Annotated in this window: 17 protein-coding genes; 7 read left to right on the top strand and 10 right to left on the bottom strand. The window is 68.1% G+C overall.

Features of this window, described 5'->3' with window-relative positions:
- Positions 1-22 precede the first annotated feature (22 nt).
- The 4 genes from ACFO5K_RS07950 to ACFO5K_RS07935 are packed head-to-tail and all read right to left on the bottom strand — an operon-like array spanning position 23 to position 3,829.
- Entirely contained in the window at positions 23-694 is a 672-nt protein-coding gene (locus ACFO5K_RS07950) for a DUF1707 SHOCT-like domain-containing protein (RefSeq protein WP_378558150.1), read from the bottom strand.
- 60 nt (positions 695-754) lie between these two features.
- The gene (locus tag ACFO5K_RS07945; RefSeq protein WP_378558147.1) at positions 755-1,414 is read right to left on the bottom strand and encodes a response regulator; all 660 of its coding nucleotides are present in this window, start codon (positions 1,412-1,414) and stop codon (positions 755-757) included.
- 17 nt (positions 1,415-1,431) lie between these two features.
- Positions 1,432-2,604 (bottom strand): MacS family sensor histidine kinase, encoded by a 1,173-nt coding sequence (gene macS, locus ACFO5K_RS07940; protein ID WP_378558144.1) that lies wholly within the window; start codon positions 2,602-2,604, stop codon positions 1,432-1,434.
- A complete protein-coding gene (locus ACFO5K_RS07935) occupies positions 2,585-3,829 on the bottom strand; it encodes an AI-2E family transporter (RefSeq protein ID WP_378558141.1) in 1,245 nt (414 codons plus the stop codon). Before ACFO5K_RS07935 ends, macS begins: the two co-directional genes overlap by 20 nt.
- 72 nt (positions 3,830-3,901) lie before the next feature.
- Here ACFO5K_RS07935 and ACFO5K_RS07930 point away from each other — a divergent pair, with 72 nt between their 5' ends.
- A complete protein-coding gene (locus ACFO5K_RS07930; protein WP_378558572.1) occupies positions 3,902-5,422 on the top strand; it encodes an adenylate/guanylate cyclase domain-containing protein in 1,521 nt (506 codons plus the stop codon).
- A 4-nt stretch (positions 5,423-5,426) separates the two neighbouring features.
- Positions 5,427-6,503 (top strand): lysylphosphatidylglycerol synthase transmembrane domain-containing protein, encoded by a 1,077-nt coding sequence (locus ACFO5K_RS07925; protein ID WP_378558138.1) that lies wholly within the window; start codon positions 5,427-5,429, stop codon positions 6,501-6,503.
- A gap of 9 nt (positions 6,504-6,512) precedes the next feature.
- Here the strand turns inward: ACFO5K_RS07925 and ACFO5K_RS07920 are convergent, their stop codons facing one another.
- Together ACFO5K_RS07920 and ACFO5K_RS07915 are read right to left on the bottom strand one after the other, a co-directional pair.
- Positions 6,513-6,869: a DUF3054 domain-containing protein gene (locus ACFO5K_RS07920; protein WP_378558135.1), complete on the bottom strand. Its 357-nt coding sequence runs from the start codon at positions 6,867-6,869 to the stop codon at positions 6,513-6,515.
- Positions 6,870-6,944: 75 nt separating this feature from the next.
- Positions 6,945-8,531 (bottom strand): NTF2-like N-terminal transpeptidase domain-containing protein, encoded by a 1,587-nt coding sequence (locus tag ACFO5K_RS07915; protein WP_378558132.1) that lies wholly within the window; start codon positions 8,529-8,531, stop codon positions 6,945-6,947.
- Positions 8,532-9,106: 575 nt separating this feature from the next.
- Between ACFO5K_RS07915 and aroQ the strand changes: the two genes are divergently transcribed.
- Positions 9,107-9,556 carry a type II 3-dehydroquinate dehydratase gene (gene aroQ, locus ACFO5K_RS07910; RefSeq protein WP_378558129.1) on the top strand — a complete coding sequence of 150 codons (450 nt, stop codon included), beginning with the start codon at positions 9,107-9,109 and terminating at the stop codon, positions 9,554-9,556.
- Here aroQ and ACFO5K_RS07905 read toward each other — a convergent pair.
- Positions 9,553-10,047, bottom strand: a complete 495-nt coding sequence (locus ACFO5K_RS07905; RefSeq protein WP_378558125.1) for a nitroreductase family deazaflavin-dependent oxidoreductase — start codon at positions 10,045-10,047, stop codon at positions 9,553-9,555. The genes aroQ and ACFO5K_RS07905 overlap by 4 nt on opposite strands.
- Before the next feature lie 131 nt (positions 10,048-10,178).
- Here ACFO5K_RS07905 and ACFO5K_RS07900 point away from each other — a divergent pair, with 131 nt between their 5' ends.
- The 3 genes from ACFO5K_RS07900 to ACFO5K_RS07890 are packed head-to-tail and all read left to right on the top strand — an operon-like array spanning position 10,179 to position 12,170.
- Positions 10,179-11,102 carry an ABC transporter ATP-binding protein gene (locus tag ACFO5K_RS07900; protein WP_378558122.1) on the top strand — a complete coding sequence of 308 codons (924 nt, stop codon included), beginning with the start codon at positions 10,179-10,181 and terminating at the stop codon, positions 11,100-11,102.
- A complete protein-coding gene (locus ACFO5K_RS07895) occupies positions 11,099-11,938 on the top strand; it encodes an ABC transporter permease (RefSeq protein WP_378558119.1) in 840 nt (279 codons plus the stop codon). The genes ACFO5K_RS07900 and ACFO5K_RS07895 overlap by 4 nt, the downstream gene beginning before the upstream one ends.
- The gene (locus ACFO5K_RS07890) at positions 11,928-12,170 is read left to right on the top strand and encodes a helix-turn-helix transcriptional regulator (protein ID WP_378558116.1); all 243 of its coding nucleotides are present in this window, start codon (positions 11,928-11,930) and stop codon (positions 12,168-12,170) included. Before ACFO5K_RS07895 ends, ACFO5K_RS07890 begins: the two co-directional genes overlap by 11 nt.
- Before the next feature lie 46 nt (positions 12,171-12,216).
- On the opposite strand, the gene ACFO5K_RS07885 is transcribed toward ACFO5K_RS07890, so the two are convergent.
- Positions 12,217-13,047: an NAD(P)-dependent oxidoreductase gene (locus ACFO5K_RS07885; RefSeq protein ID WP_378558113.1), complete on the bottom strand. Its 831-nt coding sequence runs from the start codon at positions 13,045-13,047 to the stop codon at positions 12,217-12,219.
- Entirely contained in the window at positions 13,047-13,922 is an 876-nt protein-coding gene (locus ACFO5K_RS07880; protein ID WP_378558110.1) for an NAD(P)-dependent oxidoreductase, read from the bottom strand. The genes ACFO5K_RS07885 and ACFO5K_RS07880 overlap by 1 nt, the downstream gene beginning before the upstream one ends.
- A gap of 145 nt (positions 13,923-14,067) precedes the next feature.
- On the opposite strand from ACFO5K_RS07880, the gene ACFO5K_RS07875 reads away from it, so the two are divergent.
- Entirely contained in the window at positions 14,068-14,415 is a 348-nt protein-coding gene (locus ACFO5K_RS07875) for a winged helix-turn-helix transcriptional regulator (protein WP_378558107.1), read from the top strand.
- Here ACFO5K_RS07875 and ACFO5K_RS07870 read toward each other — a convergent pair whose 3' ends face one another.
- A complete protein-coding gene (locus ACFO5K_RS07870) occupies positions 14,416-15,543 on the bottom strand; it encodes a glycerate kinase (RefSeq protein ID WP_378558104.1) in 1,128 nt (375 codons plus the stop codon). It abuts the gene before it with no gap.
- Positions 15,544-15,710 lie beyond the last annotated feature (167 nt).

Here is a 15,710-nt window from a genome sequence, read left to right as displayed (position 1 = left end):
TTCGTGTTTGTCAGGCCAGGTATCAGCTACCGAGAAAGCGGCGCCACTGGACCATCAGCGGGTACTTGGCGGTGACGGAGCCGAAGCGGACGCGGCCGTGGACGACCAGGTGCAGGGGGCCGATGGGTGGGCCGGTGCGGACCTTGTTGTTGGCGGTGGAGCCGACCAGGTCGAGGCCGTTGAGGTCGACGGTGGCGGCGGCGGGGACGAGCAGGGTGAGGCTGCTGCAGTAGTCGTCGATCTGGATTTCCACCACCTGGGTTTGCATGACGGCCTCGGTGAAGTCCAGGGTGACCGACGACATCAGGCAGTTCAGGTGCAGTACCGGTGGTACCTGCCAGGGTCCGCGCCGTTGCACGCTGGACAGGCGGCTGCGGATGGCGGCGGGGTTGCGGCCGCCGGGTGGGACGGGGATGTGGCGGGGGCGGGGCATGGCGGCCGGTTGCGGTGTGCCCGCCACGCGCATGCCGGGCAGGTCGACGAGGACGGCGTTGAGTTCGCCGCGCGTCTTGGCCGCGAGGGCGGTGTCCATGCGTTCGGTGAATTCGCCGAGGGAGAGCATGCCGAGGCCGACCGCGCGTTGCAGCAGTTGGCCGACGTGTTCGCGTTCGGCGTCGGAGACGCGCAGGTCACGGTCGCCGACCGGACCGGCTGCCGTGGCACCGGGGACAAAGAGGGAATCGGAACCGCCCATATTTCGAGGGTAACCACGCCTGCTGGGCGGCGCATCAGGGCAAACCCCCAATTCGGTGTGCTACTCCAGGCCGTGCTCGATGGCGTAGCGGGTGAGTTCCACCCGGTTGGCGAGCTGGAGTTTGCGCAGCGTGGCCTGGACATGGTTCTCGACGGTGCGGTGCGAAAGGCTCAGTCGCGAAGCGATCTGCTTGGCCGACAGACCCTTGGCGACCATCCGCAACACCTCGGTCTCGCGTTCGGTCAACGAGGGCCGGTGCGGCTGGTCGGGTTCGGCGGGCGCGGTGGCCATGCGGCGGTATTCGCCGAGGACCAGTCCGGCGAGACCGGGAGTGAACACCGGTTGACCGGCGGCGGTGGCGCGCACCGCATCGATCAGTTCGGCCGCCGACGCGCTTTTCACCAGGTAGCCGCTGGCGCCGGCTTTGATCGCGTCGAGCACGTCGTCGCGCTCGGCCGACGCCGAGAGCACCAGCACCCGGCTGTGCGGGGACACGCGCAGCACCTCGGCGGTGGCGGTGGCGCCATTACCGTCGGTGAGCTGCATGTCCATCAGCACCACGTCGGGTTGCGCGGCGGTGGCGCGCCGGGTGGCGGTGCCGATGCCGTCGGCGGTGGCGGGCACGGCGAAACCGGCTTCGGTGAGGTCGCGGGAGACGCCTTCGCGCCACATCGGGTGGTCGTCGACCACCATCACGGTGATGACCTGCTCGTCGGGCATCGCCACTCCTGTCTCACTCAACGCGCCGGGTGGCGCGGGATCCGGAATTCCCATTCGGTGCCGAAGTCGTCGGTGAGCAGCTCGGCGGTGCCACCGAGTGCGGTGATCCGGCCGACGATGGATCGTGACACTCCCATTCGCCCTTCGGCTTCGGCCGCCGCCAGGCGCCCGGCGGGGATGCCGATGCCGTCGTCGCGCACACTCACCACCAGCATCTCACCGGTGTCCTCCAGCAGCACATATGCTTTCGCGTCCGCCCCGGCGTGCAGTTCGACATTCGACAGCGCGGTTGCCACGGCCGCGGCGATCTCATGACCGAGCCCCCGCGTCACCGGCACCGGATCGCCGGGTGTCGCGACGGACACCTTCGGTGTGGCCTGCGTGGTGAGCAGTGGCCGCAGATCCACTTCGACGGCACCGGAATCGACCTGCTCGCCCTGCTCGGACAGCAGCACCCGCAGCGCCACTTCCTGTTCGCCGGCGCGCCGGGCGAGTTCTTGTGCGGGCCCACCGATTTCATCGCCGCGTCGTTTGATGAAGGCGAGCACTTGCAGCACTCCGTCGTGCACCTCGCGGGCCAGGCGCTCACGTTCCTGCGCCGCCGCGGTGATGCGCAGTGCTTGTTCGAGCTGCGCCTGCGCGCGGCGGGCGGTGTTGGCGGCCAGGCCGAGTGCGAGCCCGACCGACACCAGCACGGGCGCGGTCGCATCGCCCCACACGTCCTGCCCCCACTGCTCGCGCACGGTGACCACCACCGCCGACATGCCGAGGCCGGCGACGACTCCGGCGATCGGTCCGCGCAGCACGGCCATCGAGATCACCGCGTTGGCGATCCAGAGCGTGGTGGGCAGGGTCTGATGCCCGTGGTACCAGTCGTAGTCGGCGACCAGGCGGGTGGAGGCGATCAGCGCAACCGTCACCACCTGGTCGCCGAACACCACCCAGCCGCGAATTCGGCCGGCCGCCATGGGGAAGTACCACTGCGACAACAACAGCGCCGAGACACCCGACCAGATCGCCATCAACGCGATCAGCACCCAGCTCAGCTGTGGATGCTGGTAGTAGGGCACCGACGCGATCTGCTGACCGATCGCGTACAGGAGCGTGACCAGCCGGAATACCTGCGCGGCCCGCCACAGCGGCGCGGTGGCCGCCTCAGCCGAGCTCAGCTCAGCTGTGTGTGTCCGCATCGCCGGGCTCCGTCACGTTTTCTTCCCTGCGCAGCACCTTGCCCACGTCGAAGCGGCCTGGTTCGGGCTTGTCGGGTTCGGCGGTGAACAATTTGCGATCGTCGGAGCCGGCTAGTTCGCCGAACGCCTCGGCCGGACTGTCACTGAGCAGGTAGCGAATCGCGGTGTTGCCCACCGCGATCAGCGGGACGGCGAGCAGTGCGCCCGCGATCCCGCCGACGACCAGTCCGGCGGCGATCGCGAGCACCACGGCCAGCGGGTGGATGCTCACGGCCCGGCCGAGCAGCAGTGGTTGCAGCACATGGCCTTCCAGCTGCATCACCGCGACGATGATGCCCAGCACGATCAGCGCCGTCACCAAACCCTTGGTGACCAGCGCGATGAACACCGCGACGAATCCGGCGAAGAACGCGCCGATGATCGGGATGAACGCGCTGATGAACACCAGCGAAGCCAGCGGCAGGGCCAGCGGCACATGCAGAATCGCCAGTCCCGCGCCGATACCGATGGCGTCGACCGCGGCCACCGCGACGGTGGCGCGCACGAACCCGACCAGCGTCCCGAATCCCATTTCGCCCGCGGTGCGGACCTTCTCGCGGTGCGCGTTGGGGATGATCCGGGTGACGAAGTTCCAGATCTGGTCGCCGCCGTAGAGGAAGAAGATCAGGATGAACAGGATCAGGAACGCGCCGGTGAGGATGTGGCCGATGGCGGTGGCGGTGGTGAGCGCACCGTTGGTGAGGCTTTCGCGGTTGTCCTGGACGGCGCGCACGATGGTGTCACCGGCATTGCGGATCTGCTGATCGCTGAGGTGGGCCGGGCCGGTGATCAGCCAGTCCTGCACCTTCTGCACGCTGTTGGTGACCTCGTTGGTCAGCCCGGGCACACCGTCGATGAACTGTTCCACGACGAAGGTCATGATCCCGGCGAGCAACCCGATCGACCCGACCAGCGCGACGAACACCCCGAGCGAACGCGGGATCCCCACCCGCTGCATCCAGTCGACCAGCGGCGCGAGCAGCGCGGCCCCGAGCAGCGCGATCGCGAGCGGGATCACGACGGTGGCGAACTTCTGCACCAGCATGCCCACGGCGAGCAGGGCGGCGAAGATGATCAGCAACCGCCAGCTCCACGCGGCGGCTTTGCGGACCAGCGGGTGCACTGCCTCGGCATCCGAACGCCACGGTACGGACGTGGGCCCGGAATCTACCTTCTGGACGGTCACCCGAGAGAGCCTATCGGTCGCAACGCTAGATTGGTTGTCGTGTCGGCGCCTCTGGAAGCGGTCAAACAGACCATGCGAACGCGCTGGCCGCTGTATCTGACATCGGTACTGCTGGCCAATGCCTTCGGCGCGGTCCTGGTGTGGGCGTTCATCCAATACGGCCTGCCGGTGCCGGAGGGCGATCCGGGTGCCGGGCGCAGCACGGGCCTGCTCGCGCCGCTGGTGGTCTTCGGGGTGGCCGCCGTGCTCAGCATTCTCGCCGCCGCGGTGATGTTGCGCCCGGTGATGCGCTGGCAGATGCGCGGTGGACCGCCCAGCAGGCAGGAACAGATGGCGGCGCTGCACGTGCCGCTGCGCCAGTCGATCGTGCACCTGGTGCTGTGGATCATCGGCGGCGGCATCCTGGCCGCGCTGATCATTTCCGAATCGCCCGAACTGGCGGGTGCGGTGATCGTCACCGAATGTATGGCCGCCACCATCGTGTTCGGCTTCACCTACATGCTGGGCGAACGTATTCTGCGCCCGGTCGCGGCCGAAGCGCTCACCGAGGGCACTTTCGACCACACCCTCACTCCCGGCGTGGGCACCCGGATGGCGATGACCTGGGGCATGGGCACCTTCGCCCCGACCATCGCCATCGTGCTGCTGTGCGTCACCCAGATCTCCTCCGATGTGAAGTTCTCGGCGAAGTCGCTGGCGATCTCGATCCTGCTGCTGTGCGGCGTGGTGATCCTGCAGGCGCTGGCGCTGTCGATGCTCACCGGTTCCTCCATCTCCGACCCGGTGCGGCAGCTGTCCCAGGCCATCAACCGGGTGCAGGGTGGCGCGCGCGACGTGCAGGTGGAGGTCTACGACGGCAGTGAGATCGGGCTGTTGCAGGTGGGCTTCAACCGGATGATGGAAGAGGCGGCCAAGCGGCGCAAACTGCAGGAACTGTTCGGTCAGCACGTGGGTGAGGACGTGGCCCAGCGGGCCCTGGACTACGGCACCGAACTGGGCGGTGAGACCAGGTTCGTCGCGGTGCTGTTCGTCGACATGGTCGGCTCCACCGCCACCGCGGCCGAACACCCGCCCACCGAGGTGGTGAGCCTGCTCAACGAGTTCTTCCGGGTGGTGGTCGATGTGATCGACAGCCATCACGGCTTCGTCAACAAGTTCGTCGGTGACGCGGCGCTGGCGATCTTCGGTGCGCCGCTGGACCGGCCCGACGCGCCCACCGCGGCGCTGGCCGCGGCCCGCGACCTGCGCGAGGCGCTGCGCGAGGTGCGCGGCCTCGATATCGGCATCGGCGTGTCGGCGGGTCTGGCCGTGGCCGGGAACATCGGCGCGGCAAATCGTTTCGAATACACCGTGATCGGCGACCCCGTCAACGAGGCGTCGCGACTCACCGAACTGGCCAAAGATCATCCAGGCCGCGTTCTCGCTTCGGGCAGCGCGCTGTACTTCGCCGAGGAAAGCGAGCAAGACCATTGGGAAACCGGCGACGAGGTCCAGCTGCGGGGCAGACGCAGAAAAACCCGCCTTGCCTGGCCGCGGCCGCTCGCCGCGGGGCACGACGTGGACCAGGAAGAACAGTTGCGTTCGTTAGGCTGAGACGGTGACGGCCGACGGCGACCTAGCAGGCGAACCCGCCTCGCCCCCTACCGTGCGCCGCCGGTTCCGGTGGGTGAAGTGGGTCCTGGGCGGGCTGCTGCTGGTGTTGCTCGTCGGCGAAGGGGTGTATCTGTGGCCCCGCCTGCACGAATCGTGGCGCACCCTGACCGAGATCCACTGGGGTTGGGTACTGCTGTGCATCGTCTTGCAGGCGGTGTCGATGAGTGGTTTCGGCCGGGTGCAGAAGCAGCTGCTGCACGCCGGTGGCGTGGACGTGAGCCAGCGCAAATCGGTGTCGGTGGTCTACGGCGCCACCGCGATGTCGTTGACGCTGCCCGCCGGCCAGGTCTTCTCCACTGCCTTCACCTACCGCCAGACCCGCCGCTGGGGTGCGAGTCCGATCGTCGCGTCCTGGCAGCTGGTCTTCTCCGGGGTGGTCGCCGCCGCCGGACTGGCGCTGCTCGGCATCGCCGGTGCCGCGCTGGTCGGCCAGGGCATCGGGGTCAAGTTCATCGGCTCGCTGGTGGTGCTGGCGCTGGTGCTGTTCACCGGCAACTACCTCGCCCGCCATCCCGGCACGCTCGAGGCGCTGTTGCGCCGGGGGCTGGCGCTGGTGAACCGGTGGCGCAAGAAGCCGGCCGAACACGGCATCGACAAGCTGGCCGAGATCCGGGCCCAGCTCGAATCGGTGGACCTCGGCAAACGTGACGGCGCGCAGGTGGGGGCGTGGGCGCTGGTGCATCGCGTCGCCGATGTGGCGTGTCTGGGCGCGGCCTGTTACGCGGTCGGTGCCGATCCCCGGTTGGCCGGGTTGCTCATCGCGTTCACCGCGGGCAAGGCGGTGGCGTCGATCCCGTTGGCGCCCGGCGGACTCGTCTATGTGGACGCGACCCTGATCTATGGGCTCACCGCCGGTGCCGGGTTGCCCGCGTCCCAAGCTGTGGCGGCCGCGTTCGTGTACCGGTTCGTGAGCTTCATCCTGGTCGCCATCGTCGGCTGGATCGTGTTCGCGTTCCTGTTCCGGACCCCGCAGGCCGACGACGAGGAGTACGAGCAGGAGTTCAAGCAGCGCCGTTTCTGAGCGGCGCGCTCACCGCAGCACGCGGACCGCGGCCCGCCAGCCGAGCAGGAACAGTGCCAGCACGCAGCCGGCCACGATCACGAAGCTCAGCGCGACGCCCTGCCCGCTCACGGCCCGCAGCGCCATGCCGACGACGAGGGTGCACGCCCAGATCGCGACGCCACTGGGCCACAGCGTCGTCGCGTCGAAGCGGGCGCCGCGGGCGGCGAGCACGGCCAGCGCCCAACCGAGCAGCAACCCGGCGGCGAAGGGCCACACTGTCGTCAGCAGGCCGGTCAGCACCGCCTCGTCGTGACTGCGCCTGCCGATCGCACAGAACACGACAACCAGCAGGGCATCCAGGGCGAACGGCGCGAATCTCTGCACACCAGCAGCCTAGAGGTGGGCTCGGCGGCCGACGCCGACCAGGTGCTCAGACGAACGACGCGGCCCGCGCCGCTGTTACGGCTCCGGGGTGGCGAGGGACTTCAGCAGGACGGCGGCCAGCCGGGAGGTGGCGTCGCCGCTGTCGGCGTCGGCGATGTGGACGGCGAAGACCAGGTCGCCCATCGTGGCCAGCAGCCAGCCGTCGGCGCCACCGGTCGCGGCGAAGGCGGTGACATCGCGGAAACCGCGCAGTGCGGCGGTTTCCGGCTTGCCGATGCCCTCGTGCATCATCGCCCGCAACCGGTCGACCGCGGGTTTCGGCAGGTCGGGGATCGGGGTGTCGGCGGTGCTTGGTCTGCCCGCTTCGATCATCGGCGGCACCACCGAACCGCGCGAGATGGCGGCGGCGGCGATGGCCATGCCGAAGGGGCTGGCCAGTACCGCGTCCGAGCCCGCGCCCTGGCGCACCTGTTCGGTGTTGCGTCCGGGTGCGCTGATCCGGCCGGTGGTCTCGTCGAGTCCGGGCACCTTGAAGTCCACGCCCACCCCGAGCGCGGTGGCGGCGTCGGCGGCTTCTTGCACCGAGACGTCCTGGGGTGCTTTGTCCTTCATCGCGGCGGCCACGACGCGGAACAGTTCCATGGTGCCGCCGGCCGGGTACAGGCCGGTGAACGCGATCGGGCCCTTCTCCGAGGCGTAGGAGTTCTGGGCGACCGCGACCACGGCGCCGGTCGAGGGCTGGATGGCCACCACCGAGGCCGGGGTGCCCACGCTGACCACCGCGTCCTCGGCGGCGCGCTGCAGGCGCTGGTCCATGGTCGCGGCGATGTCCGGGCCCGCCGGACCCTGGTGACCGGCCACCTGTTTCACGAAACGACCGTCGGCTTCGTAGATCTGCACACCCCAGCCGGAGGTCTGCTCCTGGCTGGCCTTCCACACCTCGTGCAGTGCGTCGAGCATCGGTGACCAGGTACGGCGGTCGGCGGAGATCAGTTTGGGCTGTTTCTCCATCACCACGCCCGGCACCTTGGCCATCCGGGGTTCCAGGATCGCGAAGTCGCCCTCGCGCAGGTTCACCGCGACGACCGGCTGTCCCTGCGAGGCGGCCAGTTTCTGCATCAGCGAAGGGCCGGTGATCAGTGGCGCGACCGGTTCGATCGCCGCGGCGAGCGCGTTGGTTGAGCCGACGAGGTCGCCGGTGCGGTTCGGGTCGATCTTGATGACGTTGATCGTCTGTTCGGTCATCAGCGGCTCACCGGCCAGGTCGACGACCTTGGGCGGCGGCTTCGCCGTGGTGCGCACGAGCTTGACCGTCCGGTTGTCGGACAGCTGCGGCATCACCACCGCCGGGTCCCAGGAGATCCGCCAGCCGATGGCGAGCTTGCGGACGGTGCCCTGCAGTGTGTAGGTCCAGTCCTTGTTCTCGCCGAAGTTCCAGGCCACGTCCATGCTGAAGATGGCCGACTGCGGGTCCAGATCGATGACCTGTGTCTTCTCGTAGTCGACCGTGCCGGACTCGAGCCCTTCGAACATTTGCTTGATGGTTGCCGAGGCGGCGGCGGGGTAGGAGGTCAGGTCGGCGGCCTCGGCGTAGTCCTGATCGTCGAGGAGGTCGGTGAACCGCTGGACAACCGTCTCCGATTCACTCGGCTTCCCCTCCACTCCGCACGAGCACAACGCGAGAGCGAGGGTCGCAACCCCCGCGATCGCCATTGCGCCCCGGACGCGAAAGCGGCGGGATCCCCACACATCCATATCGCCCACTCTTCACTCTTGCCACTCCCGGTAACAAATCCACCGTACCGGAAGTTGACCCGTCTCCATGTCCCGGTAACGCGGGACGCCAGCCGACCTCAGCTCCTCGATTGTGCCCGAAATCCGTCTCGATGAGGAGTGGATTTCGATCCTCGCCCAGCCAGTGGCAACAACTCGCGCGCTCACCGTACCGACCGGCCCGTGCACTTGCGCGGATCTCGCATTGTCTGGCGATTCAATGCGAGAGTACCCAACCCCGCCGACCGCGAACCCGCACCTTCTGGACGGTAGGTGAATTCCTTCCGCAACGGGGGGAACGAACCGGGTTCGCCCGTTTTCGTACCGACAGCAAGTCGGCCTCGCCGGCCTCGCCGCCCGGTTCGCCCAGCAGTTGCCCACCGCGCCACCGGGCGCCCGCGTCGACGAACTCACCCGCCGGGTGGTGATTCCACGGCGCCGATCGTCACGGATACAGTGATCGCATGGCAGACACCGCGCAGGCCACCGGCCCGATCCTGGTACTCAACGGGCCGAACCTGAACATGCTCGGTACCCGCCAGCCCGAGATCTACGGTGCCGACACTCTCGATGACGTCGTCGCGCTGTGTGAGCGCACGGCCGCGCGGTTCGGCCGGGACGTGGTGGCGTTCCAGTCCAATCACGAAGGCGCGCTGATCGATCGGATTCAGCTGGCACGCGGACAGGTCTGCGCCATCGTGATCAATCCGGGCGGACTCACCCACACCTCGGTGGCACTGCGCGACGCGCTGGTGATTCCGGAAGTGCCGATCGTGGAGGTGCACATCAGCAATGTGCACGCCCGTGAGGAGTTCCGGCACCATTCGTTCGTCTCACCCATCGCGACCGCGGTGATCGCGGGCCTGGGCATCCAGGGTTACGCCGCCGCCATCGAATTCCTGAGCAAGGACTAGGCCAGGCGGAAGACCGGGAAACCCGGTGCGACAGCAGCCAGTTCGGCGTCGGTCGCGTCTTTGGTGATGCCGTCGAAGAATCTGCCGACTTCCCAGCCCCACTTCTCCAGGTAGAGGCGCAGCAGCGGCACCCGGTCGGCGTCGGCGAGTTCGGTGGCGGTGAAGTGTTCGGTCCGGCGCCCCAGGCGCAGTTCACCTTCGCCTGCCGCGCGCAGGTTGCGCACCCACTGGGTGTGCCCGCGCGGGGCGACCAGGTAGCGCGTGCCGTCGGCGGCGGTGAGCACGTTGACCATGGTGGTGCGCCACTGCCCGCTCTTGCGTCCGCGCACGGCGAGCAGCCGCGAGCCCGCGATGCTGATCCCGAGTTTGGGCAGCCAGTTGAGGACCTTGCCCATGATCGGGTCGATGCCGGTGGGCCTGAGGTAGCGGGTGGCGTTGTCCATGCTGATCACTCCTGAACTGTGAGCACTGCTCTCTATTTCTTCGAGCATGCTCGCACTGTTCGGCAATGTCAAGAGCAGTGCTCTCTATATTCGAAATGTCCGACTTTGCGAATGCATTGACGGGATGAAATGTAGTACTTATGCTACATATCATCGAAGGTCGATGATTGGGAGGACTCATGACTTCGAGTAACGGCGTCGTTCTCGACGTCCAGCAACTACGGATGCGCTACGACGACAACGACGTACTGCACGATGTGACATTCCGGGCCACACGCGGGGAAGTGCTCGTCATGCTCGGCCCCAACGGTGCGGGCAAAACCACCACGATCGAGATCCTCGAGGGGTTCCGCAGGAGGTCGGCCGGCCGGGTCGACGTGCTGGGGGCCGATCCCGAACACGGTGACCAGCAATGGCGAGCCCGGATCGGTGTCGTGCTGCAGTCCTGGCGCGACCACGCGAAATGGCGGGTGCGCGAACTACTCGCCCACCTGGGCACCTACTACCGCCCCTACGCCACCCCCGCCGTCGCAAGACCCTGGGACACCGACGAACTCATCGACCTGGTCGGACTCACCGAGCAGGCCGGCGCCAAGATCTCCACCCTCTCCGGCGGCCAACGCCGCAGGCTGGACGTGGCGATCGGCATCGTCGGCAGGCCCGAACTGCTGTTCATGGACGAACCGACAGCCGGTTTCGACCCGGCCGCGCGCCGGGACTTCCACGACCTGGTGCACCGCCTGGCCGACCTCGAGGACACCACCGTCCTGCTCACCACCCACGACCTGGACGAAGCGGAGAAGCTGGCCGACCGCATCCTGATCCTGGCCGGCGGGCGCATCATCGCCGACGGCTCGCCCGACGAACTGTCGCGGTCCATCGCCGGTGAAGCGCAGGTGAGCTGGACCGTCGAGGGCCAGCGGTTCGTGCACACCACCACCGAGTCGACGAAGTTCGTGCACGAACTGTTCAAACAGCACGGCGAGAGCATCGGTGAGCTCGAGGTGCGCCGCGCGTCGCTGGAAGACACCTATATGACACTGGTGCGGCAGGCCGAATCCGGCGCGACTCCGGTGCGCACCCTGGCGGAGGTCACCCGATGAACACAGCCATCCGCGCCGGACTCGCTCGTGGCGTGATCGAACTGCGGCAGAACTACACCAACGCGCCCGACCTGATCGGCCAATTCCTCACACCCGCGATCACGCTCGGTGTGCTGTTCCTGCTGCGCAACCGGTCCTATGGCGACAGCGGGCTGAGCATCGCCGAACTGGCCCTACCCGGCCTGCTCGGCTCGATCATCGCCTTCAACGGCATGTACGCCCTGCTCAATGTGCTGGTACTGGATCGCGAGGACGGCACATTACTGCGGGCCAAGGCGGTGCCGCGGGGACTGTCCGGGTACTTCGTCGGCAAAATCGTGTCCACCACGGGCTCGGTGGTCGCGCAGGTGGTTATCGTGCTCGGTGTGGGCATGGTGATCATCGGCGGCTCCTCGCTGAGCGGACTCGGCGCGGTGACGACCTTCGTCTGGGTGGTCGTGCTCGGCCTGCTCGCCGTGCTGCCGCTCGGCGCCGCCCTCGGCAGCGTGCTCGACACCCGCTCGGCGTTCCTGCTGACCATGCCGCTGATGGGTTTGATCGCCATCTCCGGCATTTTCTACCCGATCACGGCGCTGCCCGGCTGGTTGCAGGCGATCGGGCAGCTGTTCCCGATGTACTGGCTCGGCCTCGGCATGCGCTCGGCGCTGCTGCCCGCCGACGCGGTCGCCATCGAGATCGACGCGTCCTGGCGTCATCTCGAGACCGTCGCGGTCCTCGGCGTCTGGGCGGTGGCCGGGCTGCTCATCGCGCCGATAGTGTTGCGGCGCATGGCCGCTCACGAATCCGGTGCGGTGATGGCATCCCGACGGGAGAAAGCGATGCAGCGTGCCTTCTGAGGTCATCTACAACCGCATCGCGATGCTGCGCGCCGAGCGTGGCATCTCGCGGCGGGAGCTGGCCGAAGCGCTCGGGGTGCACTATCAGACCGTCGGCTATCTCGAGCGGGGCGAATACAGCCCGAGCCTGCACCTCGCCCTGCGGATCGCGGCCTATTTCGAGGTAGCCGTCGAAGTGGTGTTCTCGACCGATCCCTTCCCGCGGCTCGGTTCGGGCACCGAAACGGCGTGAGCACGAAAACCGTCCGGCACCGATGTGCTGGACGGTTTTTCGCGTGTCAGCCGCGCATCAGCCGGTAGGTCGACGACGGCGCGTTCTCGGCCCGCTCCCAGTGCGCCGAAACAGCTTCGGCCAGTGCGGTATCCACCCCGACGGCCGCGCTGGTCGCCACCACGTGCCGCGCGCCCGCCGCCATCATCCGCAGGTAGGACGGGTCGTCCAGGCCGCCGTCGCCGGCCATCTGCGCCCACGCGGCATACAGCTCGCCGAGGCTGCCCATGGAACGCTGGGCGTAGGGCACGAACCGGTCGATCGCGGAACCGGACCGGTCGATGATCGCCAGCGCGTGTTCGTAACCGAGGAGCAGCGGCAGGAACAGGGCCAGCGTCGCCTGGTAGTAGACCTGGGCCAGCCCGTCGTCGACGCCGAGGTACTCCATGGTGGCCAAGGGCCGCAACAGATCTCGATGCTTGTCGAACACCTCCGCCGGACCGCTGTAGAAGATGTAGGCGTCCGGCCCCGACAACTCCTCCGGCTGCGCCATCACCCCGCCGGCGAGGAACTCCCCGCCCCTGGCGCGGACGAACGCCGCGCCCTGCCTGGTTCGCTGCGGCGAATCCGACGACAGGTTGACCACCACCTTGCCGGTCAGATCGACGGTCGCGAGCACGGCGTCCATCGCGTCGTAGTGAGTCAGGCTGAGCACGATGAGCTCGGCCGCGGCCACCGCCTCCCCGATCGAGCCGGCGCGGTCGGCGCCGAGACCATCGGCCTTCTCGGGAGTGCGATTCCACACCGTCACCGCGACCCCGGCCGCCAGATAGGTGCGCACGATCTGCTGACCCATCGGGCCGAGGCCGATGACAGTGACTCGGGTCTGCGCTGTCATCACACGTCCTTGCCGCGGAACAGGCTGAAGGCCGAGACCGGCTTGCCCGTGGCCTCGCTCGCGGCGGCCGCCTTGCGCCAATACGACTGGGCCAGGTGCGAGAAGGCCGCGTCGACGCCGACCTCTTCGCTGGCATCGATGATGTGCTGGGCGCCCGCGTCCATCATCTTCAGCGCCGACAGGTCGGCGAAGCCGGAAGTCTTGTTCGCCTCCGCGAACTGTTCGATGAAGAACGGGTAGGCGCCGGCGGAGCGCACCGCGAACGGCACGAACTTGTCGATGTCGTGACCGGAGTTCGCGATCAACGCCATGGCCTGGTCCAGCGCGAGCATCCACGGATGGAAGGTCACGAGCAGGGCCTGGTAGAAGACCTGGGCGAGGCCGTCGTCGACACCGAGGTATTCCTGCGGGCTGAGCGGGCGAAGCAGGTCGGCGTGCGCGTCGAACACGTCCTTCGGGCCGCTGTAGAAGATGTAGGACGACGGGTGGGTGATGTTGTCACCGGCCGACATCACACCGCCGGAAAGGAATTCGGCGCCTCGCTCACGCACCCACTTCGCGCCCGCCCGCGCCTTCGCCGGCGAATCGGAGGACAGGTTGGCGATCACCTTGCCGGGCAGGTGGTCCACGGCCTGGCCGAGGACGTCGTACATGGCGTCGTAGTGGGTGAGGCTGAGAACCGACACCTGGTTGGCGTCGAGCGCTTCGGCGACGGTGTCAGCGCGCTTGGCGCCCAGCGCCACCATGGCGTCGACCTTGGCGGTGCTGCGGTTCCACACCGTCACCTCGACGCCGGCCTCCAGGAAGGCCCTGACCATGGCCTGGCCCATCGGGCCCAGGCCGAGAACGGATACAGCTGCGGTTTGCTCGGACATGAGATGTTGCCCTTCGATACTCGGTACTGGTTGGTTCGGCGCCGATTTCCATGGTGGTCGGCGCGGGTATCGTCGGGAAGACCGAACGTCGAGGTGGGGTTGCTTACCTAGAGGTCCGAAAAGTGGTCGGGAGGATGCGACGAAGATGAACAGTGACGCGAATGACAATGTGTGCGGCATGAGCTTGGCCATCGACGTCGTGGGCGGCAAGTGGAAGCTGCACCTGATGTGGGTACTCGGCGACGGGCCGCAACGGTTCGGTGAGATCCGGCGGCTGCTCGCCGGGGTGAGCGAGAAGGTGCTCACCGAGAATTTGCGTCAGCTGGAGGGCAGCGGTGTGGTGCGGCGTGAAGTTTTCGCCGAGATCCCACCGCGCGTCGAATACTCGCTGACCGCCCTCGGCGAAACGCTGCGTGACGCGCTGCAACCGCTCGAGACCTGGGGTGAGCAGCACCGTGACGAATTGCGCCCGGAGACCCCAGTCGCGCTGTGATCACAAGTGTTCCTTGGCGATGCGCTCGCCGATGCGCTCGAGCAGACCGGCCGCGCCGATGATCGAACGCGCCGAGTCCGGTTCCAGGTCACTGAGCGGATAACAGGCCGCGAAACCCGCCGCGCGAATCTCCCCGGGCGACAACATCGTTCGCCCGACCGCCGCCACCACCGGCACCCGCGCCGCCTTGGCCGCCGCGGCCACCCCGACCGGAGCCTTGCCGTGCATGCTCTGATGGTCGAGTGAACCTTCCCCGGTGACGACCAGCGCGGCCCCGTTCACCAGAGTCGGGAATTCCAGCAGCTCGAGCAGCACATCGATACCGCTGCGCACCTCGGCGCCGAGCACCGCCAGCGCACCGAACCCCGTACCACCCGCCGCCCCGGCGCCACCCACCTCGGCGTACCCCGTCCCCAGCACCGATGCCCAATTCGCCAGGCCCGCTTCGAGTTTGCCCATCATCCGCGGATCGGCACCCTTCTGCGGGGCGTACACAGCGACCGCACCCGCGGGCCCGAGCAGCGGATTGTCCACATCACAAGCCAACGTGAACCGCGCCCGCGCGACCGCCGGATGCAGCCCGCCCCGATCCACCGACCCGACCTGCGCGAGCATCGTCGCCACATCCATTGCGGCAACATCCAATTCGCGCCCATCCGGGTCGAGCAACCGCAACCCGAGCGCCCGCAACAACCCCGCACCCCCATCGGTGGACGCACTCCCGCCCAACCCGAGCACGATCTCCCGCGCCCCCGCATCCAGCGCGTGCGCGACCACAACACCCAGCCCGAACGTGCTGGCCCGCAGCGGGTCGAGCCTGCGCCCGGGAAGTTTCACCAACCCAACGGCCGCGGCCAACTCCACCACCGCGGTATCCCCACGCACCGCGTACACCGCACTCGAAGCCTCCCCCGTCGGCCCCGGCGCGTCCACCTCCACCCGCTGCCACCCCGCCGCGGCGAACGCGTCGATCATCCCGTCCCCGCCGTCAGCAACGGGCACGCAACGCACATCGGCCCCCGGCGCCCGCCGGTGAATCCCCGTGGCCAGCGCCGCCGCGACCTCGGGTGCCGACAGTGATCCCTTGAACTTGTCAGGGGCGAGCACCACGCGTTGTCCGTCGGTCATCCCGACATTCTCCGGCCTGACACCAAAACCCGCCATACCCGGTCCTACCACGCCCCACCCCCACCAACAAACCGCACCACCTCCCCGACGCGCCCACACCCCCATCACCGCCAGCTACCACCCAGCCGACCCTCACCACCCGAGTCCGCCCCCCTACCGCACTCCCG

Source organism: Nocardia halotolerans, from assembly GCF_042650145.1.
In the GTDB taxonomy this organism is placed as follows: domain Bacteria; phylum Actinomycetota; class Actinomycetes; order Mycobacteriales; family Mycobacteriaceae; genus Nocardia; species Nocardia halotolerans.
This window is presented reverse-complemented; position numbering and strand designations above follow the sequence as displayed.